This window comes from Actinomadura decatromicini (assembly GCF_008121305.1).
Classification (GTDB): domain Bacteria; phylum Actinomycetota; class Actinomycetes; order Streptosporangiales; family Streptosporangiaceae; genus Spirillospora; species Spirillospora syzygii.
On the sequence record NZ_VSRQ01000001.1, the window covers coordinates 835,682 to 860,732 of the forward strand.

The 25,051-nt window shown below is 73.2% G+C and carries 21 protein-coding genes; 14 read left to right on the top strand and 7 right to left on the bottom strand.

Going from position 1 to position 25,051, the window contains the following annotated elements; all coding sequences use genetic code 11:
• Positions 1-2 precede the first annotated feature (2 nt).
• Positions 3-1,070, bottom strand: coding sequence for a LacI family DNA-binding transcriptional regulator (locus FXF68_RS03145; protein WP_148757361.1), 1,068 nt, complete (start codon positions 1,068-1,070; stop codon positions 3-5).
• A 143-nt stretch (positions 1,071-1,213) separates the two neighbouring features.
• Between FXF68_RS03145 and FXF68_RS03150 the strand changes: the two genes are divergently transcribed.
• The 4 genes from FXF68_RS03150 (at position 1,214) to FXF68_RS03165 (ending at position 5,847) form a co-directional block, all read left to right on the top strand.
• Complete coding sequence (locus FXF68_RS03150; RefSeq protein ID WP_148757362.1) at positions 1,214-2,392, top strand: hypothetical protein; 1,179 nt, start codon at positions 1,214-1,216, stop codon at positions 2,390-2,392.
• Positions 2,389-4,017, top strand: coding sequence for an amidohydrolase (locus tag FXF68_RS03155; RefSeq protein ID WP_148757363.1), 1,629 nt, complete (start codon positions 2,389-2,391; stop codon positions 4,015-4,017). Before FXF68_RS03150 ends, FXF68_RS03155 begins: the two co-directional genes overlap by 4 nt.
• Positions 4,018-4,027: 10 nt before the next feature.
• Complete coding sequence (locus tag FXF68_RS03160) at positions 4,028-5,353, top strand: amidase (RefSeq protein ID WP_148757364.1); 1,326 nt, start codon at positions 4,028-4,030, stop codon at positions 5,351-5,353.
• An 83-nt stretch (positions 5,354-5,436) separates the two neighbouring features.
• The gene (locus FXF68_RS03165) at positions 5,437-5,847 is read left to right on the top strand and encodes a DUF3052 family protein (protein ID WP_148757365.1); all 411 of its coding nucleotides are present in this window, start codon (positions 5,437-5,439) and stop codon (positions 5,845-5,847) included.
• A gap of 96 nt (positions 5,848-5,943) precedes the next feature.
• On the opposite strand, the gene fmdA is transcribed toward FXF68_RS03165, so the two are convergent.
• Genes fmdA through FXF68_RS03180 form a run of 3 tightly spaced genes read right to left on the bottom strand, consistent with a single transcriptional unit; the run spans position 5,944 to position 8,200 of the window.
• Positions 5,944-7,191, bottom strand: coding sequence for a formamidase (gene fmdA, locus FXF68_RS03170; protein ID WP_148757366.1), 1,248 nt, complete (start codon positions 7,189-7,191; stop codon positions 5,944-5,946).
• 60 nt (positions 7,192-7,251) lie between these two features.
• Complete coding sequence (locus tag FXF68_RS03175; RefSeq protein ID WP_148757367.1) at positions 7,252-7,908, bottom strand: AmiS/UreI family transporter; 657 nt, start codon at positions 7,906-7,908, stop codon at positions 7,252-7,254.
• A 10-nt stretch (positions 7,909-7,918) separates the two neighbouring features.
• On the bottom strand, positions 7,919-8,200 hold the full coding sequence (locus FXF68_RS03180; protein ID WP_148757368.1) for an FmdB family zinc ribbon protein: 282 nt from the start codon (positions 8,198-8,200) through the stop codon (positions 7,919-7,921).
• Positions 8,201-8,545: 345 nt separating this feature from the next.
• Between FXF68_RS03180 and FXF68_RS03185 the strand changes: the two genes are divergently transcribed.
• From FXF68_RS03185 to FXF68_RS03230, 10 genes are all read left to right on the top strand, one after another.
• Positions 8,546-11,437 carry a M36 family metallopeptidase gene (locus FXF68_RS03185; protein WP_148757369.1) on the top strand — a complete coding sequence of 964 codons (2,892 nt, stop codon included), beginning with the start codon at positions 8,546-8,548 and terminating at the stop codon, positions 11,435-11,437.
• 207 nt (positions 11,438-11,644) lie between these two features.
• Positions 11,645-13,264, top strand: a complete 1,620-nt coding sequence (locus FXF68_RS03190) for a carboxylesterase/lipase family protein (protein ID WP_148757370.1) — start codon at positions 11,645-11,647, stop codon at positions 13,262-13,264.
• A gap of 320 nt (positions 13,265-13,584) precedes the next feature.
• Positions 13,585-14,277 carry a LuxR C-terminal-related transcriptional regulator gene (locus FXF68_RS03195; protein WP_148757371.1) on the top strand — a complete coding sequence of 231 codons (693 nt, stop codon included), beginning with the start codon at positions 13,585-13,587 and terminating at the stop codon, positions 14,275-14,277.
• Between the two features lie 216 nt (positions 14,278-14,493).
• Positions 14,494-16,500 (top strand): hypothetical protein, encoded by a 2,007-nt coding sequence (locus FXF68_RS03200; RefSeq protein WP_222869786.1) that lies wholly within the window; start codon positions 14,494-14,496, stop codon positions 16,498-16,500.
• Positions 16,501-16,517: 17 nt separating this feature from the next.
• Positions 16,518-17,963, top strand: coding sequence for a GT4 family glycosyltransferase PelF (gene pelF, locus FXF68_RS03205; protein WP_222869787.1), 1,446 nt, complete (start codon positions 16,518-16,520; stop codon positions 17,961-17,963).
• Positions 17,960-19,390, top strand: a complete 1,431-nt coding sequence (locus FXF68_RS03210; protein ID WP_148757373.1) for a hypothetical protein — start codon at positions 17,960-17,962, stop codon at positions 19,388-19,390. The genes pelF and FXF68_RS03210 overlap by 4 nt, the downstream gene beginning before the upstream one ends.
• A 36-nt stretch (positions 19,391-19,426) precedes the next feature.
• The gene (locus FXF68_RS03215; protein ID WP_222869788.1) at positions 19,427-20,413 is read left to right on the top strand and encodes a GDP-mannose 4,6-dehydratase; all 987 of its coding nucleotides are present in this window, start codon (positions 19,427-19,429) and stop codon (positions 20,411-20,413) included.
• A 24-nt stretch (positions 20,414-20,437) separates the two neighbouring features.
• A complete protein-coding gene (locus FXF68_RS03220; protein ID WP_148757375.1) occupies positions 20,438-21,211 on the top strand; it encodes a sugar phosphate nucleotidyltransferase in 774 nt (257 codons plus the stop codon).
• Positions 21,208-22,119 carry an NAD-dependent epimerase/dehydratase family protein gene (locus tag FXF68_RS03225; protein ID WP_148757376.1) on the top strand — a complete coding sequence of 304 codons (912 nt, stop codon included), beginning with the start codon at positions 21,208-21,210 and terminating at the stop codon, positions 22,117-22,119. The genes FXF68_RS03220 and FXF68_RS03225 overlap by 4 nt, the downstream gene beginning before the upstream one ends.
• The gene (locus FXF68_RS03230) at positions 22,104-22,805 is read left to right on the top strand and encodes a spherulation-specific family 4 protein (protein WP_187437689.1); all 702 of its coding nucleotides are present in this window, start codon (positions 22,104-22,106) and stop codon (positions 22,803-22,805) included. Before FXF68_RS03225 ends, FXF68_RS03230 begins: the two co-directional genes overlap by 16 nt.
• A gap of 1 nt (position 22,806) precedes the next feature.
• Here the strand turns inward: FXF68_RS03230 and pqqE are convergent, their stop codons facing one another.
• Genes pqqE through pqqC form a run of 3 tightly spaced genes read right to left on the bottom strand, consistent with a single transcriptional unit; the run spans position 22,807 to position 24,978 of the window.
• Positions 22,807-23,898, bottom strand: coding sequence for a pyrroloquinoline quinone biosynthesis protein PqqE (gene pqqE, locus FXF68_RS03235; protein ID WP_148757378.1), 1,092 nt, complete (start codon positions 23,896-23,898; stop codon positions 22,807-22,809).
• Complete coding sequence (pqqD, locus tag FXF68_RS03240) at positions 23,895-24,230, bottom strand: pyrroloquinoline quinone biosynthesis peptide chaperone PqqD (protein ID WP_148757379.1); 336 nt, start codon at positions 24,228-24,230, stop codon at positions 23,895-23,897. Before pqqD ends, pqqE begins: the two co-directional genes overlap by 4 nt.
• Positions 24,223-24,978: a pyrroloquinoline-quinone synthase PqqC gene (pqqC, locus tag FXF68_RS03245; protein WP_246178220.1), complete on the bottom strand. Its 756-nt coding sequence runs from the start codon at positions 24,976-24,978 to the stop codon at positions 24,223-24,225. Before pqqC ends, pqqD begins: the two co-directional genes overlap by 8 nt.
• Positions 24,979-25,051: the final 73 nt, after the last annotated feature.

The window sequence follows — 25,051 nt, forward strand, 5'->3', positions numbered from 1 at the left end:
GGTCAGCCGCCCGTATAGGGGCGGGCGCTGGACTCGCGGATCTGGAGCTCGGGCGGCAGCGTGACCCGCTCGGGCTCCCCGCCGCGCATCATGCTGACGAGCAGGTCGACGCCCCGCGCCCCGACCTGCTCCATCGGCGAGCGGACGCTGCTCAGCGGGATCGTGAGCTGCGCGGCGATCGGCACGTCGTTGAAGCCGACGACGGCGACGTCCCGGCCGGCGCGCAGGCCGCGCTCGCGGAGCACACCGAGCACGCCGATGGCGGCGAAGTCGCTCACCGCGAAGATCGCCGACGGATGCGGGTCGTCGGCCAGCAGCCGCTCGGCGGCGAGCGCGCCGCCCGCCGCGTCGAAGCTCGCGTGGACGACCCGGTGCGCCGGCACGGGGTGGCCGCGGTCGGCGAAGTAGCGGGTGAAGGCGGCCGTGCGGTCGATGCCGTTGGCCGCGTACGGCAGCCCGGCCACCACCCCGACCCGGCGGTGCCCGAGCGCGTAGAGGTGCTCGGCGGCGAGCCGGCCGCCGAGCAGGTCGTCGCAGGTGACCGAGGGGTGGTCGGCGGCGCGCCGGTTGACCAGCACGAACGGGACGCCGTACGCGGCGAACTCGGCGACGAACGCGCCGTCCACGTGCGCGTCCCCGAAGATCATCGCGTCGACCCGGCGGGACAGCAGCATCTCGACGTGCGCCTGGCGGGTGGCGGGGTCGTCCCAGGAGTTGCTGACCATGGTGTGGAAGCCGTGCCGGGTCGCGGCCCGCTCGACGCCCTCGTAGATCGAGGCGAGCACCTGGTCGGTCAGCCGCGCCATCATGACGCCGAGCAGCCGGGTGCTCTGCCGCCGCAGCCCGGCCGCCTGGATGTCGGGCACGTAGCCGACCTCGCGGGCGACCTGCCGGACCCGCTCGGCGGTCGCCGCCGACGCGGCCCGCGCCCCGCTGGTCGTGCCGTTCAGGACCCGGGACACCGTCGACACGTGCAGCCCGGTCAGCTCGGCGATCGTCTTCAGCGTCGCCCGGCCGGGCGTCGCCCGCGGCGCCGGGCCGCCGGCCTCCTGCGGGGCCGCCCCTCGCATGACCACCCGAATCCCCTGGCCATCCACTCGCCGGACGATTCCGCGCACGGCTCTTGACAGGTCCCAGGTTAGCAGTCTCTTATTGTGCAAACGTTATAGCCAAACGTTTGCTCAGACGGTGTTCCCAGCCGGGAGGTGTGCGCATGGCGACCGGGATCCTCACCCCGCGGCGGACGCGGCCGGTCGCCTGGCCCCTCCTCCTCTGCGGCGGCGCCGTCCTGCTCAACGTGATCATGAAGGCGGCGGAGGACGCCCTGCCCGCCGCGCCGCCGGAGGCGGCGAGTCCCGCCGGACGCGGCCTGCGCGCCTGGGCCGTCTGGGTGCTGGGCGACACCAACGAGGCGCAGTTCTACAAGACCTCGCTGGCCGGGCTCGGGCTCCTGCTGTTCGCGGCGGGCGCGCACTACGCGGCGCGCCGCCGCCTGCGGGCCAGGGGCTTCGACATCGCCTACGGCACCGGCCTGTGGCCGTGGCTGCTCGCCGCGTCCGGGCTCTCGCTGCTGCTGTCCAACCTGCTGTGGGGCTGGACGCTCGCGCCCGACCTCTGGCAGCCGACGTTCGTGCCGTTCGTGTCGGTGGCGCCCTCGGTCGTCCTCATATACGGGGCCGGGTGGCGGGTCGCGCTGACCGCCGCCGGGCTCGGGGCCGTCCTCACGACGCCGGTGTCGATCCTCGTGGTCGAGCGTTTCTGCACGCCGCTGGATCTCCCGGCGGTGATCGGGAACGTCACCGGCATGTGGGTCGGCGCTCTGCTCGCGTTCGCGGTCTGCCGGGGGCTGCCCTGGATGACCGTCCCGCCGCCCCCGCCGGAGGCGGCCGCGCCGGAGGCGGCCGGGCGGGAGGAGCCGAGGGCGTGGCTGCCGCGCCGGGCGCTCGCCGACTTCAGCGAGGCGCAGTTCCACGGGAACGAGTGGGCGTCGCTCGGGCTGATCGGCGGCGCGGTGCTCGGCTGGGTCGTGAACACGGCCGGGCCCGCGTACGGCAGCGGCGTGTTCCCCGACCTGCTCACCGCGCAGATCCTCACGGCCGTGCTCGCCGTCTGGCTGTACTCGGAGCAGTGGCGGCGGCACGGCTGGTACCCGACGTTCGTGCCGGTCGTCTCCCTCGTCCCGGCGGCCGTGATCGCGGTCGGCGGCGGCTGGCCGGTGATCGTCCTCGCGTCGGCGGCCGGGGCGGTCGCGGGGCCGCCGCTGGCCCGCGCCATCGCGGTGCGGCTGCCCGCCGACTTCCATCCGTTCATCGGCAGCGTCATGTCGATGACCGTCATCACCCTGATCGGAGTGCCCGTGCTCAAGCTGCTCGACTCGGCGGGGCTCGTATGAGCGCGTCCCGCGTGAAGATCTTCTCGGCCCGCCGGATCGTCACCATGAACGGCGACGAGCCCGAGGCCGTCGCCACGCTCGGCGAGCGCGTCGCCGCGGTCGGGACGCGCCGCGACCTGCGCGACCGCTTCCCGGACGCGGAGGACGTCGACCTCGGCTCGGGCGTCCTGCTGCCCGGGTTCGACGACGCGCACGCCCACCCGTCCGTGCTGGCGGACGGCGGCCTCTACGTCGACCTCGCGCCCTCGGTCACCGGCAGCGCGGAGGAGGTGCGGCGGGCGCTCGCCGAACGCGCGGCGCGGACGCCCGAGGGCGAGTGGGTCGTCGGCCACAACTTCGACGTGTCCCGCACCGAGGACGGGCCGAGCGTCGACCGGGCGCTGCTCGACCGCGTCTCCACCCGGCACCCGGTGTTGATCATCCACTACTCGTACCACGGCGCGGTCGCGAACTCGCGGGCGCTGGCGGCGGCCGGATACGACGAGACGACCCCCGACCCGGTCGGCGGCGAGCTGGTCCGCGACGGCGGGCGGCTGACCGGCGTCCTGTACGAGCGGGCGTGGATGGAGGGCTACCTCGGGCACGGGTCGCGCCCGCCGCTGGTGCCGCAGCCGACCATGGACGCGCGGGTCGAGTCGCTGCGCCGCATGCTCGCCCGGATGAACGCGGCCGGGATCACCTCGGTGACCGACGCGATGGTCCACCCCGCCGACTGGGCGCTCTACCAGGCCGCGCGGGACGCGGGCGCGCTCACCGCCCGCGTCGGGATGCTGCTCTGGTACGAGTTCTTCGAGCCCGCGCGGGCCCTCGGCATGCGCACCGGCTTCGGCGACTCGATGCTGCGGTTCACCGGCGTGAAGATGATGACGGACGGCGCGGTGTCCGGCGGGACGTGCCTGTGCCGCGCCCCGTACCTGGGCACGCTCGGCGAGCGGACGGCCGGGATCCAGGTCATGCCGGACGAGGAGATCGCCGAGGTCGTCCACCGGGTGCACGCGGCGGGCAGCCGCCTCGCCGTCCACGCCAACGGGGACCTCGCGATCTCCAAGGTGCTGGACGCGATCGAGGCCGCGTCCGCCGCGACTCCCCCGCGTCCCGGCCAGACGCACCGCATCGAGCACTGCTCGGTCGTCGATCCCGAGCTGGTGGAGCGGATCCGGCGGCTGGGCGTGATCCCCGTGCCGTTCGGCGCGTTCATCTCCTACCACGGGCACAACCTCGTCCGGCACTACGGGACGGAGCGCGCCGCGCGCATCTCCCCGCACCGGACGTTCCGCGACGCGGGGATCACCGTGGCCGGGTCGTCCGACTACCCGTGCGGACCGCTGGAACCGCTGTTCGCGCTCCGGTCGATGACGACCCGCCGCGCGCAGGACGGGACCGTCCTCGGCCCCGACCAGCGGCTCACCCCGTACGAGGCGCTGGAGGTCTACACCGCCGGGTCGGCGGCGGCGTCCGGCGACGAAGCGGACAAGGGCCGCGTCGCCGTGGGCCGCCTCGCCGACTTCACCGTGCTCGGCGAGGACCCGCTGGGCGTCGAGCCGGAGGCGCTCGCGGACGTCCCCGTCCTGTCCACCTGGGTCGGCGCGGAGCGGGTCTGGCACGCCGATTCCGAGAGCGTCTGAGGAGGCCCCGATGCCCACCGTCCTGCCCGACGACCTGACCATCCGCCAGTTGCGCGAGCTGTACTCCCGTGGCGAGGTCACCCCGATGGACGCCGCCGACGACGCGCTCCGCCGTGTCGAGGCCGAGCCGGAGCTGCGCGCGTTCGCGCACGTCCGCGCCGACGAGGCCCGCGACGAGGCGCGGGCGGCGACGGCGCGGCTGGCGCGCGGCGAGCCGCTGGGCCCGCTCGACGGCGTGCCCGTCGCGGTCAAGAGCATGGTCGCGCTGGCGGGCCTGCCGCAGGACGCGGGCTCGCGCGTCCTGCAAGGACGCCTCGCGGGCCGGGACGCGACGCTGGTCGGCGCGTTGAAGCAGGCCGGGGCCGTGATCGTCGGCACCACCACCATGGACGAGTTCGCGCTCACCACGCTCGGCCCGGCCCGCAACCCGTTCGACCGGACCCGCACGGCGGGCGGCTCCAGCGGCGGGTCGGCGGTCGCCGTCCAGGCCGGGATGTGCTTCGCGGCCGTCGGGACCGACACCGGCGGCAGCGTCCGGATCCCGGCGGCGTGCTGCGCGGTCGTCGGGTTGAAGCCCACCTACGGCCTGGTGCCGACCGACGGGATCGTCCCGCTGGCCTGGTCGCTCGACCACGCGGGCCCGATCGGGCGCACCGCCGCCGACGTCGCGGCGACGCTGGACGTCCTGCTCAGCGGCACCGGGACGACGCCCCTCACGGCCGGGCTCGGCGGCGTGCGCCTCGGCGTGCCGTCCGAGGAGTATCTGAGCGTCACCGACCCGCACCTGCTGGCGGACTTCCGCGCCGCCCTCGCCGCCGCCGCCGACGCGGGCGCGGAGATCGTCGGGGTGGAGCTGCCCGACCAGGAGCGGGTGAAGGCCGTCCACTGGCCGGTGCTGTCCGCCGAGATGGCCGCCTACCACCTGCGCCGCTTCGGCACGGCCGAGGACCGCTACAGGCCGCCGATGAAGGACGGCATCGCCGCCGGGGCGACGGTGACGACGGAGGAGTACCTGACCGCCCAGCGCGGCCGTCCGGCGCTGCGCGCGGAGGTCGACCGGGTTCTCGGCAGGGTCGACGCCATCGTGCTGCCGACCCTCGCCATCGACCCGCCGGAGATGGGGCGCACGGTCGTGAAGCTGGGCGGGCGTCCCGAGGATGCCGTGGCCGCCATGGTCCGGTTGACCTCGCTGGCCAACCACACCGGGCACCCGGCGGTGTCCGTCCCGCCGGGCACCGCGCCGAAGGGCCGCCCGGCCGGGATCCAGCTCATCGGACGCCACTACGACGAGCACCGCCTCCTGTCGATCGCGGGCGGTTTGGAGGCCCTCTCCTAGCGCGGCACGTCGCCCGCTCGACGGGGCCGTACCGGTCGGTCGAGCGGGCGACGAGCGTGGCCGGGCCGGGCTACGGTTGGCCCGTGGCCACCTCGGGATACTCCGGCACTCCGCTCGCTAAGAAGATCGGCATCAAGGCCGGTCACCGGGTGCGATTCACCCATCGTCCGGAATCGTGGACGGTTCCGGACCTCCCCGACGGTTGCGCGGTCGCCGCCGGCGGGCCCGCGGACGCCGACGTCACCGTGGCGTTCTTCCGGGAGCTCGGCGACCTCGCGGCCGAGGGGCCGGACCTGGTCACCGACCTGGCCGACCACGCCATGCTCTGGATCGCGTGGCCGCGCAAGGCCGCCGGGCACGTCAGCGACATCACCGAGAACGACCTGCGCGACGTCTTCCTGCCGCTCGGCGTCGTGGACGTCAAGGTGGCCGCGCTCGGCGACGACTGGTCCGGCCTCAAGTTCGTCCGCCGGAAGGAGAACCGGAAAGCGTGATGCGGCGGCCCGGCTGCCTCGCGTGGCACGACACGGGGCGTTCTAGTGCCGGCGAGGCGGCCGGGCCGCCACGATCGGTGGGTCAGAGGGCGTGGATCAGGACGAGACGGCGCACTGGCCGCGGTCGGCGCGGCGCGGGCCGTCGGCCGTCGGCCGGATGTCGAAGTCGAAGATCTCGGTCGGCAGGTAGAGCGAGCAGCAGGCGTTCGGGATGTCGACGACGCCGCTCACCCGTCCCTCGATCGGCGCGGCGCCGAGCAGCAGGTACGCCTGCTCGCCGCTGTAGCCGAACGTCTTGAGGTACTCGATGGCGTTCAGGCAGGCGTTGCGGTAGGCGACGGTCGCGTCGTTGTAGAGGTTCGTGTCGGTCTCGTGGTCCACCGAGATGCCGATGAACGACACGAACTCCGAGTAGCGCGGCTCGACGTTGCCGGGCATGAAGATCGGGTTGTTCGTCACGCCGTACTTCTCCATGCCGCCCTTGATGAGGTCGACGTGGAAGTCGATGAAGCCGCCCATCTCGATGGCGCCGCAGAAGGTGATCTCGCCGTCGCCCTGGCTGAAGTGCAGGTCGCCGCCGGACAGCAGGCCGCCCGCGACGTGCACCGGGTAGAACACACGCGCGCCGCGCGTGAAGTTCTTGATGTCGTGGTTGCCGCCGTTCTCGCGCGGCGGGACGGTCCGCGCGCCCTCCGCGCCGACCTTGGCGAGCGCGTCCCCGGCGAGGTTCCCGGCGAGGACGCCCTCCGGCAGCGGCGGCAGCGCGAGCGGCGGCACCCGCGTCGGGTCGGTGTCGATCAGCGCCTGCTCGCGGGCGTTCCAGCGGGCGAGCAGCTCGGGGGACGGCGCCGTCCCGAACAGCCCCGGGTGCGTGATGCCGGTGAACCGCACGCCGGGGATGTGGCGGGACGTCGCCTGCTGGCCGTGGAAGTCCCAGATGGCCTTGTAGGCGTCCGGGTAGTGGTCGGTGAGGAAGCCGCCGCCGTTCTGCTTGGCGAAGATGCCGGTGTAGCCCCATCCCTGGCCGGGCCGCGGCCCGGTCTCCTGCGGGACGGGCCCGATGTCGAGGATGTCCACCACGAGCAGGTCGCCGGGCTCGGCGCCCTCGACCGCGATCGGGCCGCTCAGCATGTGGCACGGCGACAGGTCGACGTCGCGCACGTCGTTGGCGGAGTCGTTGTTGCCGATCTGGCCGTCCGTCCATTCGCGGCATTCGACCCGGAACTCCGCTCCCGGACGGACGGTCGCCGCCGCCGGGATGTCGGGATGCCACCGGTTGTGGCCGGGCGTGGCCTGCTCGCGCATGGATCGTGCCTGGTCGACGCTGAAGACGACTTCGGGCATTGCCTTACCTCCTGAAGATGTTTGCCGTGTGAACTTCTGGACCGCCGGGGCGGGCGGCGGTCAGGCTCCGGTGGCGGGTTCGGCGGGTTCGGCGGGTTCGGCGGGTTCGGCGGGCGCCGCGGCGCCGGTGCGTCCCGGCCGGGCGAGGACCCACAGCCCGGCGACGACGAAGACCGCGGCGACGGCGAAGACCGCCGCGAACGCGCCGGACGTCGAGTAGTGGTCGGTCAGCAGCAGGAACGCGGGCAGCACCGCCGTGCCCCACGCCGCGGCGAGGGTCACCCAGCCGGTGAAGGCGGTGAACTCGTCCCGCTTGAGCCCGAGGACGACGAAGAACAGGAACCACAGGAAGGACCAGCAGAGCCAGATGACCCCGAACGGATGGTCCTTGGCGTCGAAGAAGTTGATCCCCGCGAACACGATCGCGACCACGGACACGAACAGCGAGAACCAGCCGACGCCGGTGGTGTCGAGCCCGGCGAGCAGGCCGATGCCGACGTACAGATAGGTGAAGCCGAACAGGTAGATGCCCGCCGCCGCGGCGATCGCGGACACGTCGTCCCCCGCATTGACCAGCAGGATCGTCGGCAGGATCACCTGCATCGCGCCGACGAACAGGTTCAGCACGGCCGCCGCCCGCGCCTCGACGCGGCCGAGCAGCATCATCGCGTTGAGGAAGAGCACCGCGCCGACGTAGAGCAGGCCCACGCTCGCCATGGCGTCCTCCTCAGGGCCGTGGGAGCAGGGCGTGGCGCGGATCGGACGGCGGGGCGGGACGCCGCCGCGCCGGGGGCGGGCCCGACACGACCCGCGGCTCGTGCCTGCTCGCCTCCTGGGCGTCCAGCGCCCGGGTCAGCGGGGCGCCGGGACGGGTGAGCGACGGCGCCGTCCACACCCGGCGGGCGGTTCCCTCGCAGAGCGCGCAGCGCTGCTCGGACCGCGCCTCGCCCATCGGCAGCGCGAGGTCGAAGGGCCCGCAGCGCGGGCATCGGTACTGGTAGGTCACCATGACGAGCCTCCCATTTACTTTCCACAGAAAGTATTTCCTCCGGAAGCATCCGTCAATGAGGTCACCCGAAATACCGGCCGCGGTTCCGCGCCGGAGCGGCGCTGCTCACGGCCGTCCTCGCCCGGCGCCGGGCGGGGCCGACGCCCGCCCCGCCGCGCTCGGACGGATCTCGCGACCCACGCGCGGCGGCTTTTGTCAACGGCGGAGATCGCCTCCGGAACACCCGTGTGAAACGTACTAATTCGCCGTAGTTGCCCAGTTGAGGTGCTGCTTGTCTCGTGTGCGCGCCCGGCCGTCCGGCCGGGCGCGTCGAGCCTGGTCCGTCCCCCCGCTCCAGGAGGCACCTTGCCCAGGACACGCTTGACCGCCGCCACGGCGGTCGCGGTCTCCGGAACCCTTCTCACACTCGGCCTCGCCGTCCCCGGACGGGCCGAGCCGCCGCAGTCCCGTCCGCAACCGCCGCCAGGCGAGCGCGCCGAACTGGCGGACAAGGACGTCCGTCCCGGCCTGCTCGCGCCGACCGCGCGCCAGCAGAGCGCGGCGCGCGGCGTCACCGTCCGCTGGAACCGGCTCGGCACGCCCGCCGTCGTCACCCGCGACGGCGCCCTCGCCGACGGCCTGCCCGGCGGGCCGGAGCAGGTCGCGCGCGCGTACCTGACCGGCCACAGCGACCTGTTCGGCCTGGACGCCGCCGCCGTGTCCGCGCTGGAGAAGGTCGCCGTCAACCCCATCGGGGACGGCGCGGCCGTCCTGCTCCGCCAGCGCTTCGGCGGGCTGCCCGCCGGATACGACGGGCTCGTCGCGATCGGGGTGAGCGGCGGCAAGGTCGTCTCGGTCACCTCGACGCTGTCCCGCGACGGCGCGGCCCCGGCCCCCGCGACGCTCTCCCGGGACGACGCCGTCAAGGCCGCCGGGCGCGACGCGGGCATCGCCGCCAAGAGCGCCCGGGCGGCGCGGCTCGTCGCCGTGCCCACCGCGCAGGGTGCGCGCAGCGCCTACCAGGTCACGCTGATGGACGCCTCCGGCGCCGAGCCGAAGGCCGTCACGTCCTACGTCGACGCCCGCTCGGGCGCGGTGCTCGTCCGGGAGAACCTGGTCGACCACGACAGCGACAACCCGCGCTGGTCGGTGTTCCCGGCGACGCCGCCGGGCGACTACTCGTCCCGCGACACCCGCCAGACGTGGTGCTTCGCGCCCGCGCCCGGCTGCCGGTACGTCCCGGGCGGCGACCCGTCCAGCGGACGTCCGTGGGACGTCGACCCGGCGACCGGCGCGTCGACGAACACGAGCCTCGGCAACGCGGCCCGCACCTACGAGAACCGCGCGAGCAGCGACCCGTTCACGGTCGGAACGCGCACCAACGCGCCCAAGGCCGACCGCAACTACACCTACCCCTGGACCAACCAGTGGTTCCGGAGCAAGTGCGACCCGGCGACGCTGGACAGCCCGCAGGAGGCCGACCTCGAAGCGGCCATCTCGAACCTGTTCGTCCAGCACAACCGGATGCACGACTGGTCGTACCGGCTCGGGTTCACCGAGTCGGCCTGGAACATGCAGGTCGACAACGGGAACCGGGGCGGCAAGGGCGGCGACCCCGAGCTCGGGAACGCGCAGGCGGGCGGCCGGTTCGGGACCGTCCGCGACAACGCCAACCAGATCACGCCGCCGGACGGCACTCCGGCCATCACCAACATGTACCTGTGGCAGCCGATCGCGGGCTCGTTCTACTCCCCGTGCGTCGACGGCGACTACGACATGAGCGTCATCGGGCACGAGTTCAGCCACGCCATCTCCGGACGCATGATCGGCGGCCCGGACGGCGGCTGGCAGGGCGCGCAGGCCGGGGCGATGAACGAGAGCACGTCCGACCTGTTCGCCATGGAGTACCTCAACGAGTACGGGTTCCGGACGCCCGGCCTGACGCAGTACGTCACCGGCGCGTACGTGACCGGCGACCGGCGCACCGGCATCCGCAACTACGACATGAGTAAGAGCCCGCTGAACTACAGCGACCTCGGCTACGACCTCGTCGGGACGCAGGTCCACGCGGACGGCGAGATCTGGACGGCCACGCAGTTCGACGTCCGGCAGGCGTTCGTCGACGAGTACGGCCGCGGCAACGCGACCCTGCAGCGCAAGTGCGCCGAGGGGAAGGTCCCCGTCGCCAAGTGCCCGGGCAACCGGCGCTGGGCGCAGCTCTCGTTCGACGCGCTGCTGCTCATGGCGAGCGGCGCGGTCAGCTACGTCGACCACCGCAACGCGCTGCTCGCCGCCGACGCCATCCGGTTCGGCGGCAAGGACCACGAGCTGATGTGGAAGGTCTTCGCGCGGCACGGCCTCGGCAAGGACGCGGCCAGTACCGGCCCGAACGACGCCGACGCGCGGCCGAGCTTCGCGTCCCCGCTGTCGCGGAACGCCGACCTGACGCTCAAGCCCGGCGGCGACGCCAGGGGCGGCAAGGTCCGGCTGTACGTGGGCGACTACGAGGCGCGGGCCGTCCCGGTGGCCGACACCGACCCGGCCACGCCGCTCGGCGACTCGTTCCAGCTCGCGCCCGGCCGCTACTCGTTCCTCGCGGTCGGCGCCGGCTTCGGGCACAAGCGGTTCACCGCGACGGTCCGCGCGTCGCAGCGGACGCTGCCGGTGTCGATGTCCCGCAACGAGGCCGCCGCCGCGAACGGCGCGACCGCGTCCGGCGACGGGGGCTCGCAGCCCGCGCTGCTGGACGAGACCGAGACCACCAACTGGCAGTCGGTCGCGGCGCCGGTCGCGGGCCGGCAGGTGACCGTCGACCTCGCCGGGGACCGTCCGGTGCGGGTCGGGCGGGTGCAGGTCAGCGCGCTGCTGCGGCCGACCGTCGCGGACGACCCGGAGGGCCCGAACACCTCGCAGAACCGCTTCACGGCGCTGCGCGCGTTCCGGCTGCTCGCCTGCGACGCGACCAAGGCCGACTGCACGCAGAACACGTCGTACCGGACCGTCTACACGAGCCCGTCCGACGCCTTCCCCGCGGACCGTCCGCGGCCGACCGCGCCCGACCTGATCATGCGGTCGTTCGACCTGCGGGACGTCTCGGCGACGCACCTGCGGCTCCAGGTGGTCTCCAGCCAGTGCACCGGTGGTCCGCACTACGCCGGTGAGCAGGACGACGACCCGCGGTCCAACACCGACTGCGCGACCGCGAGCCCGCGGGCCGGGATCGTCCGGGCCGCCGAGCTCCAGGCGTTCGCCCGGTAGCCCGCCCGGCCCGCGCTGAACCGCGCTGAACCGCGCTGGACCGGCCGAAAGGCGGGGACGGAGCCCTCCGTCCCCGCCTTTCGCCTGCCGTGCTGACGGGAATGATCCGTTATGGGACAAGGCTGAGTCAGATAGTTTTCCTATCGAACAACGCTGCAATGATCGGGGCACCACGATTCCGCACGGTCTCTGACTGGGAGGACCACAATGAGACCCAGAACCGCCCTGAAGCTCGCGTTGTCCATCGTCGTCGCGGCCGCCGGGCTGACCGGCGCGCACGCCGCGACGGCGGCCCCGAACGCGGCGCCCGCCTGCTCGGACGGCACCGCCGTCCAGACCGACACCGGTCCGGTCTGCGGCATCGCGGGCAGCGCCGTCACGAACTGGCTGGGCGTCCCGTACGCCGCGCCGCCGCTCGGCGCGCTGCGCTGGGCGCCGCCCGCGCCGCACCCCGGCTGGACGACGCCGCTCCAGGCGACCGAGCTCGGCAGCCGCTGCCCGCAGCCCGCCGACTTCATGCCCGGATCCACCAACGAGGACTGCCTGAAACTGAACGTCCGGGTGCCGAAGGACGCGGGAAGCGGGCCACTTCCGGTCATGGTGCAGTTGCACGGCGGCGGGTTCCGGCTCGGGTCGCCGTCCGACGGGAGCAACCTCGCCGCCGAGGGCAAGGTGATCCAGGTCGAGGTGACCTACCGGCTCGGCATCATCGGGTTCCTGTCGCACGCGGCGCTCGGCGCGAACGCCGGGAACTACGGCCTCCAGGACCAGCAGGCCGCGCTCGGCTGGGTCAAGCGGAACATCGCGAAGTTCGGCGGCGACCCGGCCAACGTGACCATCTTCGGACCGTCCGCCGGGGGCTCCAGCGTGTGCGCCAACATGGCGTCCCCCACCGCGCACGGTCTGTTCGCCAAGGGCATCATCGAGAGCGGCGAGTACAACGGGCTGCTCGGCGTGAACACCACCTGGCAGCGCCAGGACTGCGCGACCAGGCTGCCCACCCAGGCCGAGGCGCAGCAGACCGGGGCCCGGTTCGCCGCCGCCGTCGGCTGCGGGACGGCCGCCGACGTCGCCGCCTGCCTGCGCCAGGTCCCGGTGCAGACGCTGCTGGACGCGGCCGGTGACGGCCTCGGCCCCGACAAGGGCACGCTCGCGCCGATCGTCGACGGGAAGACGCTGACGAAGTCGCCGGGCGAGGCGTTCGCCACCGGGGACTTCAACAAGGTGCCCGTCATCCACGGCGTGGCCAGGGACGAGACGCAGATGACCCCGGCCGAGACCCCGGCCCAGTACGAGGCGCTGATCAACCAGCACTACGGGACGCACGCCCCCGAGGTCCTGAAGCGCTACAAGCTGGCCAGGTTCCCGGACCCCGCGCCGTACATCGCGTCCCGGACGGTCCTCGCCGACGCCAGCTCCGTCTGCCCGGCGCTGCTCAACGACCGGCGGCTCGGCAAGCACGTCCCCGTCTACGCCTACCGGTTCGACGACACCAACGCGCCGCCGCTGCCGTTCATCGACAACTCGAAGCCCGTGGGCGCGTTCCACGTCGGGGAGTTCAGCTACCTGTTCCACGGCACGTTCCCCGGGCAGCCCCCGCTGACGCCGAACCAGAAGCCGATGCGGGCGCAGCTCGTCGCGGAGTGGACGGGCTTCGCCCGCGGCGGCGACCCGACCGTCAAGGGCGCCCCGCGCTGGACGCCGTTCACCTCGGCGAACCAGGCGCAGATGTCGCTGCTGCCCGCCGGGGACAGCCGGATGACCTCGGAGATCGCGAAGCAGCACCACTGCGGGTTCTGGTTGCGGTTCGCGCCGTTCACCGGCTGATCGGCTGAGCCCGACCGGGGCGTCGGGGCGACCGGAGATCCGGTCCCCCGGCGCCCCGGCTTCGTTCACATCGGCCGGTCCCGTTCACAACGGCACTCCCGTCCGTCCCGCCCCGCGACCGATCCACTCTCCCTCCAGTGCCTGTTGAAGACTTTTCACAATGGGTCAATAACGGCGGTCCGTTGGGAACCCGCGGCTCCTGCTCAGGACACGCTTCCTTTATCGTTGACGCATGTTCCGGCGCCGGTCCCGAACAGTGCCGACGCTCGGTCGCGTGCCGCCGGATCGCCCGCGCCCCCGGAGAATTGCGGGACAGTGCCATGAACGGTGATTTTCCGATGTACCGTGCCAACGGCCCGGCGTCCGACGCGAAAGCCGTCCGGGTGTTGGTGGTCAGCGACAATCCCATGTCGCGGATCGGGTTTCAGGCGTTGCTCGGCGCTTCTCCGGCGGTGCGCGTCACCGGCGGCGGAACGGTCGCCCGCGCGGTCGCCGGAGTCCGCGCGCACGCCCCCGACGTGGTGCTCCTCGACGCCTCGCCGCCGCCCGCGGGCGGGATCGGACGGCTCGCCCGGGCCGGCGGCCGGGTCGTCGTCGTCACCACCGCGCAGGACCCGCCGCTGCTCGTCCAGGCCATCGCCGCGGGCGCGCACGGCTGCCTCGTCTACGGCCACTTCGAGCCACAGGACCTCCCTGACCTGCTCGTCACCGCGGGTCGCGGGGAGGCGTGCCTGTCGCCGCCGGTGGTGACGGCGCTCGTCCGGTGGCTGCACGACGGCGGCGGGACACGCCGCCACGACAGCGGCCTCACCGCCCGCGAGGCGGAGATCCTGGAGCTGATCGCGGCGGGGCTCACCAACCGCCAGATCGCGCGCCGGCTGGTCATCTCCGAGAAGACCGTGAAGAACCACGCGCACCAGATCTACAAACGGCTCGGCGCGGACGGCCGCGAGCACGCGGCCGAGCGCTGGCTCGAACTTTATTCGGGCCCCCCTGCAACGGACCGGCCCTAACCAGGCAAAGCGCCGCGGAAAACCGATTTCCGCATGCCCGCGGAGTCCTAGGACCCGGCCCATCCCAAGATGGGCCCCCGCCGGGCTTTACTTGCCCGGCGAGGCCGCCGCATGATCTCTTAGGCCCGATCCAAAGGTTATTAATTCCATTTCTGCCAGCGTTGTGAACGGCTGTTGAATTTCGATTGCGGTCGTCATCCTGTCCAGGGAGGCTTGGTGAAACTCCTTCGCCGGCCCGCTCTCGGCGCCCTTACTGCGGTGCTGTTGGCGGGCGTCCTGACCGTCGGTCCACAGGGGGCGGCCTCGGCCGCGGGTCCCCGCGTCGACCTCAAGGTCCTCGTCGTCAGCGACGGCGGCGCCTCGGTGTCGGCCGTCGCCGGCCAGTTGGCGGCCGAGGGGGTGCCCTACAAGACCGTCGACCTGCGCGACGCGGGCCGCCCCAAGATCGACGCGGCCTTCCTCTCCGACACCGTGAACGGGACGCCGCGCGCCAAGTACCAGGGGGTCGTGCTTCCCAACTACGCGCCGTTCCAGGACACCGCCGAGATGACGGCCATCGCCGACTACGAGGTGAAGTTCGGGATCAGGCAGCTCGACGCCTACGTCTACCCGTCCGCCGCGGTCGGCCTGAACACCCCGACCTACTCCGGGATCCTCGACGGCACCGTCGCCGAGGTCCTCCCCGCCGGGCGCTCCGACGCGTTCCGGTACCTGCGCGGCCCGGTGCGGTTCAACGACCTCGCCCCCGACATCGACGAGAGCTACGGCTACGTCTCGACCCCGCTGCCGGACAACAAGGTCGCCGGGAAGACGTTCAAGCCGTTCGTGAACGTCGAGATCAAGGACAAGACGGGCACCATCGCGGGCGTCTACACCCACGACGGCCGCAGCGAGATGGTGCTGACCTACAGCGCCAACTACGAGCAGTGGCAGTCCAGGACGCTCGGCCACGGGCTGATCAGCTGGCTGACCAAGGGCGTCCACCTCGGCTACAACCGCAACTACCTCGCCGTCCACGTCGACGACGTGTTCATGCCCGACGCGCGGTGGAGCACCAAGGACAACTGCACGCCCGGCGAGGACTGCCCGAGCGGCGTCACGACGCCCGATATCCGCATGGACGTCGACGACGTGGTGCAGGCGACCATGTGGCAGCAGTACCAGAAGTTCAAGCTCGACCTGGCGTACAACGCGGGCGGCACCGTCGACTGGCGGAAGGATCACGGCCTCGACCTGCTGGGCGACTCCCTCCTCGCGGCCAAGGCCCAGTTCCGCTGGCTGAACCACACCTACGGGCACAAGTTCCTCGGCTGCAAGCAGGACACGTCGGTCCGGCCGTGGCAGTGCGTGAAGGACTCGGACGGCGACATCGAGTACGTCGACGAGAGCACCATCGAGCAGGAGATCACCAGGAACCTCGACTGGGCCCAGGAGAACGGCCTCTCGGTGCCGAAGACCGAGGTCGTCACCGGTGAGCACTCCGGCATGAAGGTCCTGCCGCAGCAGCCCAACGACAACCCGAACCTCGCCCCGGCGCTCGACCAGACCGACATCACCTGGCTCGCCGGCGACGCCTCCCGCGACCCCGCCATGCGCTCCATCGGGCAGGCGCGGACGATCCCCCGGCACCCGATGAGCGTGTTCTTCAACGTCGGGACCGAGCAGGAAGAGGTCGACGAGTACAACTGGATCTACACCAAGCGGGCGGACGGCGGAAGCGGCATCTGCGAGGACCACCCGGACGTGACCACCTGCATCAAGCCGCTCTCCACCGAGACCGGGTTCAAGTCCTACATCGTCCCGTCCGACACCCGGATCACGCTGTCGCACGTCACGGGCAACGACCCGCGCCCGCACTACGCGCACCAGTCGAACATCACCGAGGACCGGACCCTGTACACGCTGCTCGACAACGTCCTCGGCGAGTACCGGATGGCGTTCGACGACAACACCCCGGTCGTGAACGACCCGATGGCGTCGCTCGGCGCCGAACTGCGCCGCCAGGACCTCTGGAAGGCCGCGCTGAAGAACAACTCCAACATCACCGCCTACGTCCAGGACGGCAAGGTCACGGTCAGCGGGCCGGACGGCCTCAGCATCCCCGTCACCGCGCCGGAGGGGACGAAGGAGGGCACGGGCGGCAAGGTGTTCGGCCAGGCGTACGCCGGCGACCGGTCAGCCTACGTGCCCGGAGGAGTGACGCTCACGGTGCCCGGAGCCTGACCTTGGAGATCACCCTGGTGACGGAGGGGACCTATCCGCACAACTTCGGTGGTGTGAGCGTCTGGTGCGACCAGCTCGTGCGGGGCATGCCGGAACACCGGTTCAATGTCCTGGCGCTCACCACCACCGGAGCGGAGCCCACCGTCTGGGATCTGCCCGGGCACGTGACCGTGGAACCCGTCGCGATGTGGGGGCCGCCCTCCGGGCGGCCCCCGTCCCGCGGGGAGGCGCGGCGCTTCGAGCGGCTGTTCCGCTCGTTCCTCTATACCGTGCTCTCCCCGTCCGGCCGGATGGCGGACGTGTTCCCCCACATCCTGCGCGGGCTCTTCGACTTCGGGCGCACCAACGACCTCGGCGCCGCGCTCCGCACCGAAGGGCCCGTCCGCTGGCTGATGGACGCCTGGAACGACCAGCGCGCCCGGTTCGACGAGGTCGGCGTGCGGCCCACCGTCCACGACGCCCTGACCACCATCGACCTGCTGGAGCACATGCTCCGCCCGCTGCAGGGGCCGCCGCCGCGCGGCGACGTCGTGCACGCGGTGTCGAACGGCATCCCCGTCCTGCCGTGCCTCGCCGCCAAGTGGACCTACGGAACACCGTTCTGCCTCACCGAACACGGCATCTACCTGCGCGAACGCTACATCGGGATGCGCCGGGCGCAGTACCCGTACCCGGTGAAGTCGGTGCTGCTCGGCTTCATGCGGCTGCTGTGCGTCGCCGGGTACAAGGCCGCGGACCTGCTCACCCCCTGCAACCTCTACAACCAGCGCTGGGAGGTGCGCTGCGGGGCGGACCCCGAGATCATGGAGACCGTCTACAACGGCGTCGACCCGGCGCGCTTTCCCGCGGCCGGCGCCGAGCCCGCGGTGCCCACCCTGAGCTGGGCCGGCCGCGTCGACCCCATCAAGGACCTGGAGACGTTGATCCGGGCGTTCGCGATGGTCAGGGAGAAGGTCCCCGAGGCGAAGCTGCGGCTGTTCGGCGGCACCCCGGCGGGCGGCGAGCGGTACAAGACCCGCTGCGAGGACCTCGCCCGCGACCTCGGCGTCCTCGAGCACACCTCCTTCGAGGGACGGGTCGACGACATCAAGGACGCCTACGCGGCGGGCACGGTCGTCGTCCTGTCCAGCATCTCCGAGGGGTTCCCCTACACCCTGATCGAGGCGATGACCTGCGGCCGCGTGACGGTCTCGACGGACGTCGGCGGGGTCACCGAGGCGATCGCCGACACCGGGCTCGTCGTCCCGCCGCGGCAGCCGCGCCAGATGGCGGACGCCTGCCTGCGGCTGCTCGGCGACGAGATGTCCCGGCGGCGGCTCGGCCGGGCCGCCCGCGAGCGGGCGCTGGAGCTGTTCACCGTCGACCGCGCGGTGGACTCCTTCCGCGCGATCTACGACGGGCTGGTCGCCGCCGACGGGACGGAGCGGTGCGCGCCGGCCGAGGCGGAGGCGAGGCTCGCATGACCGCCGCGCCGGGGGACGTCGGGACGGGGCGGGAGCGCGTCGCGGAACTGCGCGAGCGCATGGCGGACCTGTGCGCCGGGGCCGTCGACCCGCTGGAGGTCACCGCCGGGCTGGAGGCGGAGGGGATCAACGACGAGGCGGCCCGCGGTTACGGCCACCCCGATGTGTTCTCCCTCGCCGAGGACCTCTACACGAGCACGCCGCGCCGCCCGCCGGAGGGCGAGCGGTCGGAGGCGCCGTGGCGGGCGGTGCCGTGGCGGCACCTGCTGCGCGGCGTCCTGTTCGGGCTGCCCGGACTCTGCTACGTCGTCGGCGCGCCGGTGCTGACGCGGACCGGGGCGGGCGTGCTGCTCGTCCTGTCCCTGGTGCTGGCCTGGACGGTCAGCCAGGGCACCGCCTACCTCGGGTACGTCCGGCTCGGGTACGGCAAGCGCGACGCCGCGTCGCTCGTGCTGCGGTACGGGCTCGGCGCCGGGCTGCTGCTCGTCGTGCCGGTGACGGTCGCGGCGGGCGAGCTGATGGACGCCGGGGCGATGGCGACCGCGATGTCCGCCGGGCTCGGCTGCTACCTGCTGTCCGCGACGGTCGTGCAGGTGCACGGCGGCGAGGTCCGGCTGTTCCTCGCGCTGCTGCCGGGCGTCGGCACGGCGGCCGTCCAGCTCGCCCGGCACCACGGCGGCCCGCTGCACTCGGTGCCCACCGCCGTGTGGGCGGCGTGGGCGATGTCGCTCGCGGCGACGACCGCGCTGGCGGTCCTCGCGACGCGGCGGCCGCGCGAGCCGGGCCGCAAGCGCGCTCCGGGGCGCAAGCGGGCCCCGGGCCGCGTCGTCACCCGCCGCGACCTCCGGTCGGCGCTGCCGTTCTCCCTGTTCGGCCTGCTGACCGGGGGGCTCCTCACGTACACGCTGCTGTCGGCGCTCGCCGGGCGGTCCGTCCCGGCGGGGACGACGACGGTGGCGGTGCTGTCGCTGTCGCTGTCGATGGGCGGCGCCGAATGGATCCTGTACGCCTACCGCCGCCGCGTCCACGACCTGCTCCGCACCCACACCGGCATGGACGCCTTCACGCGCGCCGCCCGCGCCGCGCTCGGCGGCGCCCTCGCCCGGTACGCGGCGTCGCTGCTCGGCCTCGTCGTCGCGGCGGCGATCGTCGCGCGGCTCCCCGCGACCGGGGTGAACCTGCGGACGCTCGGCGGCTTCGCCGAGCTCGGCTGCGCGTTCTTCCTCGCTCTGATCTTGCAGGCGTGCGCCCGGGTGGGCGTCGTCCTCGCCCTCTACACCTGTGCCCTCGCCGCCGAGGCCGGGGCCGCGCTGGCCGTGCCGCGCGTCGCGCCGGGCACCGTCCAGCTCGTCATCGCCGGAGTGCTGCTCGCCGCCCTGTCGGCGTACGCCGCACGTGTGTTAGCCCGCGCGACCTCCCACAGATAGTCCCCCCGCTGAAAGGCCAGGTTCCATATGAACAGCATGGTCGCCGTGACGGGAGCCGACGGTTTCATCGGCTCGCACCTCGTCGAAACGCTCGTGGACCGCGGGCACCGCGTCCGGGCAATGGTCCAGTACAACTCGTTCGGGTCGCACGGCTGGCTCGACTCGCTGGCGCCGGACGTCCTCGACGAGGTCGAGGTGGAGCCGGGCGACGTCCGCGACCGGGCCTCGGTGCGCGAGCTCGTCCGGGACGCCGAGGTCGTCTACCACCTCGCGGCGCTGATCACGATCCCCTACTCCTACCGGGCGCCGCAGTCGTACGTGGACACGAACGTCGCCGGGACGCTGAACGTCCTGGAGGCGGCCCGGGACCTGCGCACGCCGCGGCTCGTGCACACCTCCACCAGCGAGACCTACGGGACGGCGCAGCGCGTCCCGATCGACGAGTCGCACCCGATCCACGCGCAGTCGCCGTACGCGGCGACGAAGGTCGCCGCCGACCAGCTGGTCGCGAGCTACCACGCGTCCTTCGGGGTGCAGGCGGTGACGCTGCGGCCGTTCAACACGTTCGGGCCCCGGCAGTCGGCCCGCGCGTTCATCCCGACCGTGATCAGCCAGATCGCCGCGGACACCGGCGCCGTCGAGGTGGGGTCGCTGGCGCCGACCCGGGACTTCAGCTACGTCAAGGACACCGCGGACGCGTTCGTCGCCGTGGGCACCGCGCCCGCCGCCGACGTCGTCGGCGAGGTGTTCAACTCCGGCACCGGCCACGAGATCTCGATGGGAGACCTGGCCCGCACGATCGCGGGCCTGATGGGCGCCGCGCCGGAGTTCCGCTCGGCCGCCGCCCGGGAGCGGCCCGCGGCGTCGGAGGTCATGCGCCTCGTCTGCGACAGCGGCAAGCTGCGCCGCGCCACCGGCTGGCGGCACCGGCACACCCTCGAAGAGGGGTTGAAGGACACCGTCGAATGGTTCCTCGACCCCGCGAACCTGGCGCGCTACCGGCCGTCCACGTACAACATCTAGCCACTAGAGGCACGGAGAGAGACCATGCACGCCGTAATCCTCGCGGGTGGCAAGGGAGTGCGGCTCCGGCCGTACACGACGACCCTGCCGAAGCCGCTCGTCCCCATCGGCGACGAGTACGCGATCTTGGAGATCATGCTCCACCAGCTCTCCCGGCAGGGGTTCCGGTCGGTGACGCTCGCCATCGGGCATCTCGGCCACCTCATCCGGTCGTACGTCGGCGACGGAAGCCGCTGGGGCCTCCGCGTGGACTACGCGGTCGAGGAGGCGCCGCTCGGCACGATCGGCCCGCTGCTCACGATGCGGGACAGGCTCCCCGCCGAATTCCTCGTCGCGAACGGCGACATCCTCACCGACATCGACTTCGCCGCGCTGCTCCTCGAACACGCGGCGACGCGGCCCCCGCTGACCGTCGCCACGTACGCGCGGAAGGTGGACATCGACTTCGGCGTCCTCACGACGCAGGCCGGCCGGGTCATCGGCTTCAGCGAGAAGCCGACGCTCGACTACCAGGTCAGCATGGGCGTCTACGGCGTCTCGAACGAGGCGCTCGCCAAGTACGAGCCGGGCATCGCGCTCGGCTTCGACGAGCTCGTCCTGGACCTGCTCGCGGAGGGCCGGCACCCGCGCGAGTACCGGTTCGACGGGTACTGGCTGGACATCGGCCGCCCGGACGACTACGACCGCGCCAACGCCGAGTTCTCCAAGCTGCGGCCGCAGCTCATGGAGGGCCGCGTGGCGGTGACGGCGGGCGGTACGCCCGGCCAGAACGGGTCCGCCGGAAGCGGTGGCACGTGAGCCGGGTCCTGCTGGTCGGCGCGACGGGGTTCATCGGACGGCACGTCCGCGCGCGGGCGGCCGCCGCGGGCGTGGACGTCGTGCCGGCCGCCCGGACGCCCGAGCTCGGCGGGCTGACGCTCGACCTCGCCGAACGGGCCGGGCCGGTGGCGGACGCGCTCCGCGACGTCGGCCCGGACGCGGTCGTCAACTGCGCGGGCGTCACCCGCGGCGACCCGGCCGACCTCGTGCGCGGCAACGTCGTCGCCGTCGCGAACCTCGTGGCCGCGCTGACCGCGTCCCGCGTCGAGGCGCGGCTCGTGCACCTCGGGTCGGCCGCCGAGTACGGGGAGGTCCCGCGCGGCGTCCCCGTCTCGGAGGCCACGCCGCCGCGCCCGGTGTCGGCGTACGGCGTGACGAAGCTCGCCGGGACGGAGCTCGTCCGCGCCGCGGCCGGGGACGGCCTCGACGCCGTCGTGCTCCGCGTGTTCAACCCGATCGGCCCAGGGTCGCCCGAGTCGACGCTGGCCGGGCGGCTCGCCGCCGAGCTGCGCGGCGCGGCGGCCCGGGACGACGCGGAGGACATCCGGGTCGGCTCGCTCGCCGCGAGCCGCGACCTGATCGACGTCCGGGACGTCGCGGACGCGGTGCTCGCCGCCGTCCGCGCGGACGGCCCGCTGCCCCCCGTGCTGAACGTGGGCAGCGGGCGGGCGACGCCGCTGCGCGACCTCGCGGCCGGGCTGGTGCGCGTCACCGGCTCCGGGCGCCGGATCATCGAAGCCGCCGCCGGATCCGAACGATCGGCGGGCGTCGGCTGGCAGCAGGCCGACGTCAGGGCCGCCGGGCGCGCGCTCGGCTGGAAGCCCGCGACCGACCTCACCACCTCGTTGCGCGACCTATGGGCGGAGACGGCATGGCCTGGCAGATGAGCAGGACGCGGGGGCGGGTCTCGTCCGTCCTCGTACCCGCGTACTTCCATCCGGACGCCCCGGAATGGGCGGACCTCACGGACGAGCGCCTCAAGTGGGTGGTGTTCAACATCGCCAGCGGCCCCGGCAGCGTCCGGGACCGCGCGTGGGCCGCCGTCGCGCACCGCCTCGCGGCCAACGGCGTGGAGCTCGCGGGCTACATCGACACCGCCTACGGCGACCGCCCGCCCGAGGACATCGAGGACGACGTGGCGCGGTACCGGAAGTGGTACGGCATCCGGACGGCGTTCATGGACCAGGTGTCCGCGATCGCCGGGCACGTGCCCCGCTACTGCCGCGCCGTCGGGGCGGCGCAGGGGCGGGGCGCGGAGTGCGTCGTCCTCAACCACGGCATCTACCCGGACCCCGCGTACGCGCGGCTCGCCGACATGCTCGTCACGTTCGAGGGGCCGTGGTCGGCGTACCAGCACTTCCGGCCGCCCGCGTGGGCGGCCAGGGTCCCGGCCGAGACGTTCTGCCACCTCGTGTACGCGGCGCCGCAGGCCGTCCTCGCGGGGGCGCTGGCCCAGGCGGGACGCGGCAACGCGGGCGTCGTCTACGTCACGGACCGGGCGGGCGCGAACCCCTGGAGCGGTCTCCCCGACTACTTCGACCGCGAGATGGACCTCGTCTACCCGGACCGGTGACTCATCCGGACACGGAGCGCCCCGGCCGGCGGTACACGAACTCGTCGGCCCGGGGCGCCTCCGTCGCGGCGCGGACGAGGTCGTGGTCCGGGGACAGCGCGCACGCCGGATCGGTGCGCGCCGCGTCGCCGGTCAGGGCGTGCGCCTGGCAGCGGCAGCCGCCGAAGTCGACCTCGCGGCGCGGGCAGCTCCGGCACGGCTCGCTCATCCACCCGGTGCCGCGGTAGGCGTTGAACGCGGGCGACTCCGTCCAGATCCAGCCGAGCGGGCGCTCCCGGACGTTCGGCGCGTCCAGGCCGGGGATCGCGTAGGCGGCGGGGCACGGCAGCGCGGTGCCGTCCGGGCCGACCGTGATCGTCCGCGCGCCCCAGCCGCCCATGCACGGCTTCGGGACGCCCTCGTAGTAGTCGGGCAGCACCCAGACCAGCTCGGGCGCGTCCCGCTCCGCCCGCCACGCCGCGACCACGGCCTTCGCCGCGTCGAGCTGGTCGCGGGTCGGGAGCAGCGCGGCGCGGTTGCGCAGCGCCCACCCGTAGAACTGGGTGTTGGCCAGCTCGATCCGGTCGGCGCCCCAGCGGGCCCCGACCTCGATGATCTCCCGGAGGTTGCCGAGGTTGCGCCGGTGCAGGACGACGTTCAGCCCGAACGGCACGCCCGCGTCCCGGATCACCCCGGCGGCCTCCTCCTTCTCGGTGTAGGAGACCCGCCCGGCGATGAGGTCGGAGCCGGGGCGGCGCGCGTCCTGGAGGGAGAGCTGGACGCTGTTCAGCCCGGCGGCGAGCAGCTCGGCCAGCCGCCCGGCGGTGAGGCCGACGCCGCTCGTGACGAGCTGGGTGTAGATCCCGGAACGGTGCGCGGCCGCGACGATCTCGGCGAGGTCGGCGCGCAGCAGCGGCTCCCCGCCGGACACGTGCGCCTGGACGATCCCGAGCTCGGCGGCCTCGGCGAAGACCCGCGTCCACTCGGCGGCGGACAGCTCGGCGCTCGGCCGGACCAGTTCCAGCGGGTTGGAGCAGTACGGGCAGTGCAGCGGGCAGGCGTGCGTGACCTCGGCGAGCAGTCCCCACGGCGGGGGAACGTCGGCGGTCGTCATCGGAGCCATCCCTGCGCGCGGACGCGGTCCAGGAACGCGGGCACCTCGGCGTCGAGCGGCGCGTCCGGGAAGGTCTCGGCCAGCTCGGCGATGATGCCGTCGACGGTGCGGCTGCCGTCGCAGAGCCGCAGGATGCGGCCGCCGGTCCCGCTGAGCCGGACCGCGCGCTCGGGCATCAGCAGCAGGTCGGCGCCGCGGACGCGGTCGTACCGCAGGACGATCGAGCCGTCCAGCGCCGGACGCCACGCCGCGTCGGCGGAGTCGGCGGAGTCGGCGGGGGCGGCGGGGGCGGCGGAGCCGGCGGGGTCGGCCGGGGCGGCCGGGTCAGTCATCGGGTGCGGCCCCGCTCAGCTCGCACGCCTTCTCGACGGCGTCGAGCAGCGCCCACAGCACCTCGCACTTGAACGTGAACGCGGCCAGCACGCGCTCCTGGTCCTCCCGCGTCCGCGCCCAGGCGTGGACGAGCGCGAGCGCCTCCTCCGAGTCGCGGCGGCCCTGTCCCACGCGCACCTGGAAATAGCGCAGCCCCTCCGGGTCGACCCACGGGTAGTGGCGTTCCCACGCGGCGATCCGCGTGGCCATCAGTTCGGGCGCGTACAGCTCGGTGAGCGACGACGCGACCGCCTCAAGGGCGGAGCTCGTCCGGCAGAAGCCGACGTAGCCGTCCACGGCCAGCCGGACGCCGGGCAGCACGCCCTCGCCGGACAGCAGCGCGTCCCGGTCCAGGCCGACCGCCTCGCCGAGCCGCAGCCAGCGCTCGATGCCGCCGTCGCTCCCGTCTCCGTCCGGGGCGCCGTCGTGGTCGTGGATCCGGCGGATCCACACCCGGCGCAGTTCCCGGGACGGGAGCTTCGCCAGGATCAGCGCGTCCTTGATCGGGATGTTGCGCTGGTAGTGGAACCGGTTCAGCACCCAGAGGCGCAGCTCGGCCCGGGTCAGCGCGCCCTCGTGCATGCGCAGGTTGAAGGGGTGCCGGTGGTGGTAGCGGCGCTCCGCGAGGGTGTGCAGCCGCTCGTCCAGCACCGAGTCCGGCCAGGGCAGCGGCGCGGAGACGTCCTGCGCCGGCATCACCATGCTCATTCGTCGATCACCCTGCTCATTCGGCGGTCCGCGCTCATACGGTCCGCGCTCGTTCGGTCGGCGCTCGTTCGGT

Bases quoted from the DNA above. Each gene is read 5' to 3' on its own strand.
- FXF68_RS03220 (WP_148757375.1), top strand. From the start codon at position 20,438: ATGCACGCCGTAATCCTCGCGGGTGGCAAGGGAGTGCGGCTCCGGCCG.
- fmdA (WP_148757366.1), bottom strand. From the start codon at position 7,191: ATGCCCGAAGTCGTCTTCAGCGTCGACCAGGCACGATCCATGCGCGAG.
- pqqD (WP_148757379.1), bottom strand. From the start codon at position 24,230: ATGACTGACCCGGCCGCCCCGGCCGACCCCGCCGGCTCCGCCGCCCCC.
- FXF68_RS03150 (WP_148757362.1), top strand. From the start codon at position 1,214: ATGGCGACCGGGATCCTCACCCCGCGGCGGACGCGGCCGGTCGCCTGG.
- FXF68_RS03160 (WP_148757364.1), top strand. From the start codon at position 4,028: ATGCCCACCGTCCTGCCCGACGACCTGACCATCCGCCAGTTGCGCGAG.
- FXF68_RS03195 (WP_148757371.1), top strand. From the start codon at position 13,585: ATGAACGGTGATTTTCCGATGTACCGTGCCAACGGCCCGGCGTCCGAC.
- FXF68_RS03180 (WP_148757368.1), bottom strand. From the start codon at position 8,200: ATGGTGACCTACCAGTACCGATGCCCGCGCTGCGGGCCCTTCGACCTC.
- FXF68_RS03230 (WP_187437689.1), top strand. From the start codon at position 22,104: ATGGCCTGGCAGATGAGCAGGACGCGGGGGCGGGTCTCGTCCGTCCTC.
- FXF68_RS03215 (WP_222869788.1), top strand. From the start codon at position 19,427: ATGGTCGCCGTGACGGGAGCCGACGGTTTCATCGGCTCGCACCTCGTC.
- FXF68_RS03155 (WP_148757363.1), top strand. From the start codon at position 2,389: ATGAGCGCGTCCCGCGTGAAGATCTTCTCGGCCCGCCGGATCGTCACC.
- pqqC (WP_246178220.1), bottom strand. From the start codon at position 24,978: ATGAGCATGGTGATGCCGGCGCAGGACGTCTCCGCGCCGCTGCCCTGG.
- FXF68_RS03210 (WP_148757373.1), top strand. From the start codon at position 17,960: ATGACCGCCGCGCCGGGGGACGTCGGGACGGGGCGGGAGCGCGTCGCG.
- FXF68_RS03190 (WP_148757370.1), top strand. From the start codon at position 11,645: ATGAGACCCAGAACCGCCCTGAAGCTCGCGTTGTCCATCGTCGTCGCG.
- FXF68_RS03175 (WP_148757367.1), bottom strand. From the start codon at position 7,908: ATGGCGAGCGTGGGCCTGCTCTACGTCGGCGCGGTGCTCTTCCTCAAC.
- FXF68_RS03145 (WP_148757361.1), bottom strand. From the start codon at position 1,070: ATGCGAGGGGCGGCCCCGCAGGAGGCCGGCGGCCCGGCGCCGCGGGCG.
- pqqE (WP_148757378.1), bottom strand. From the start codon at position 23,898: ATGACGACCGCCGACGTTCCCCCGCCGTGGGGACTGCTCGCCGAGGTC.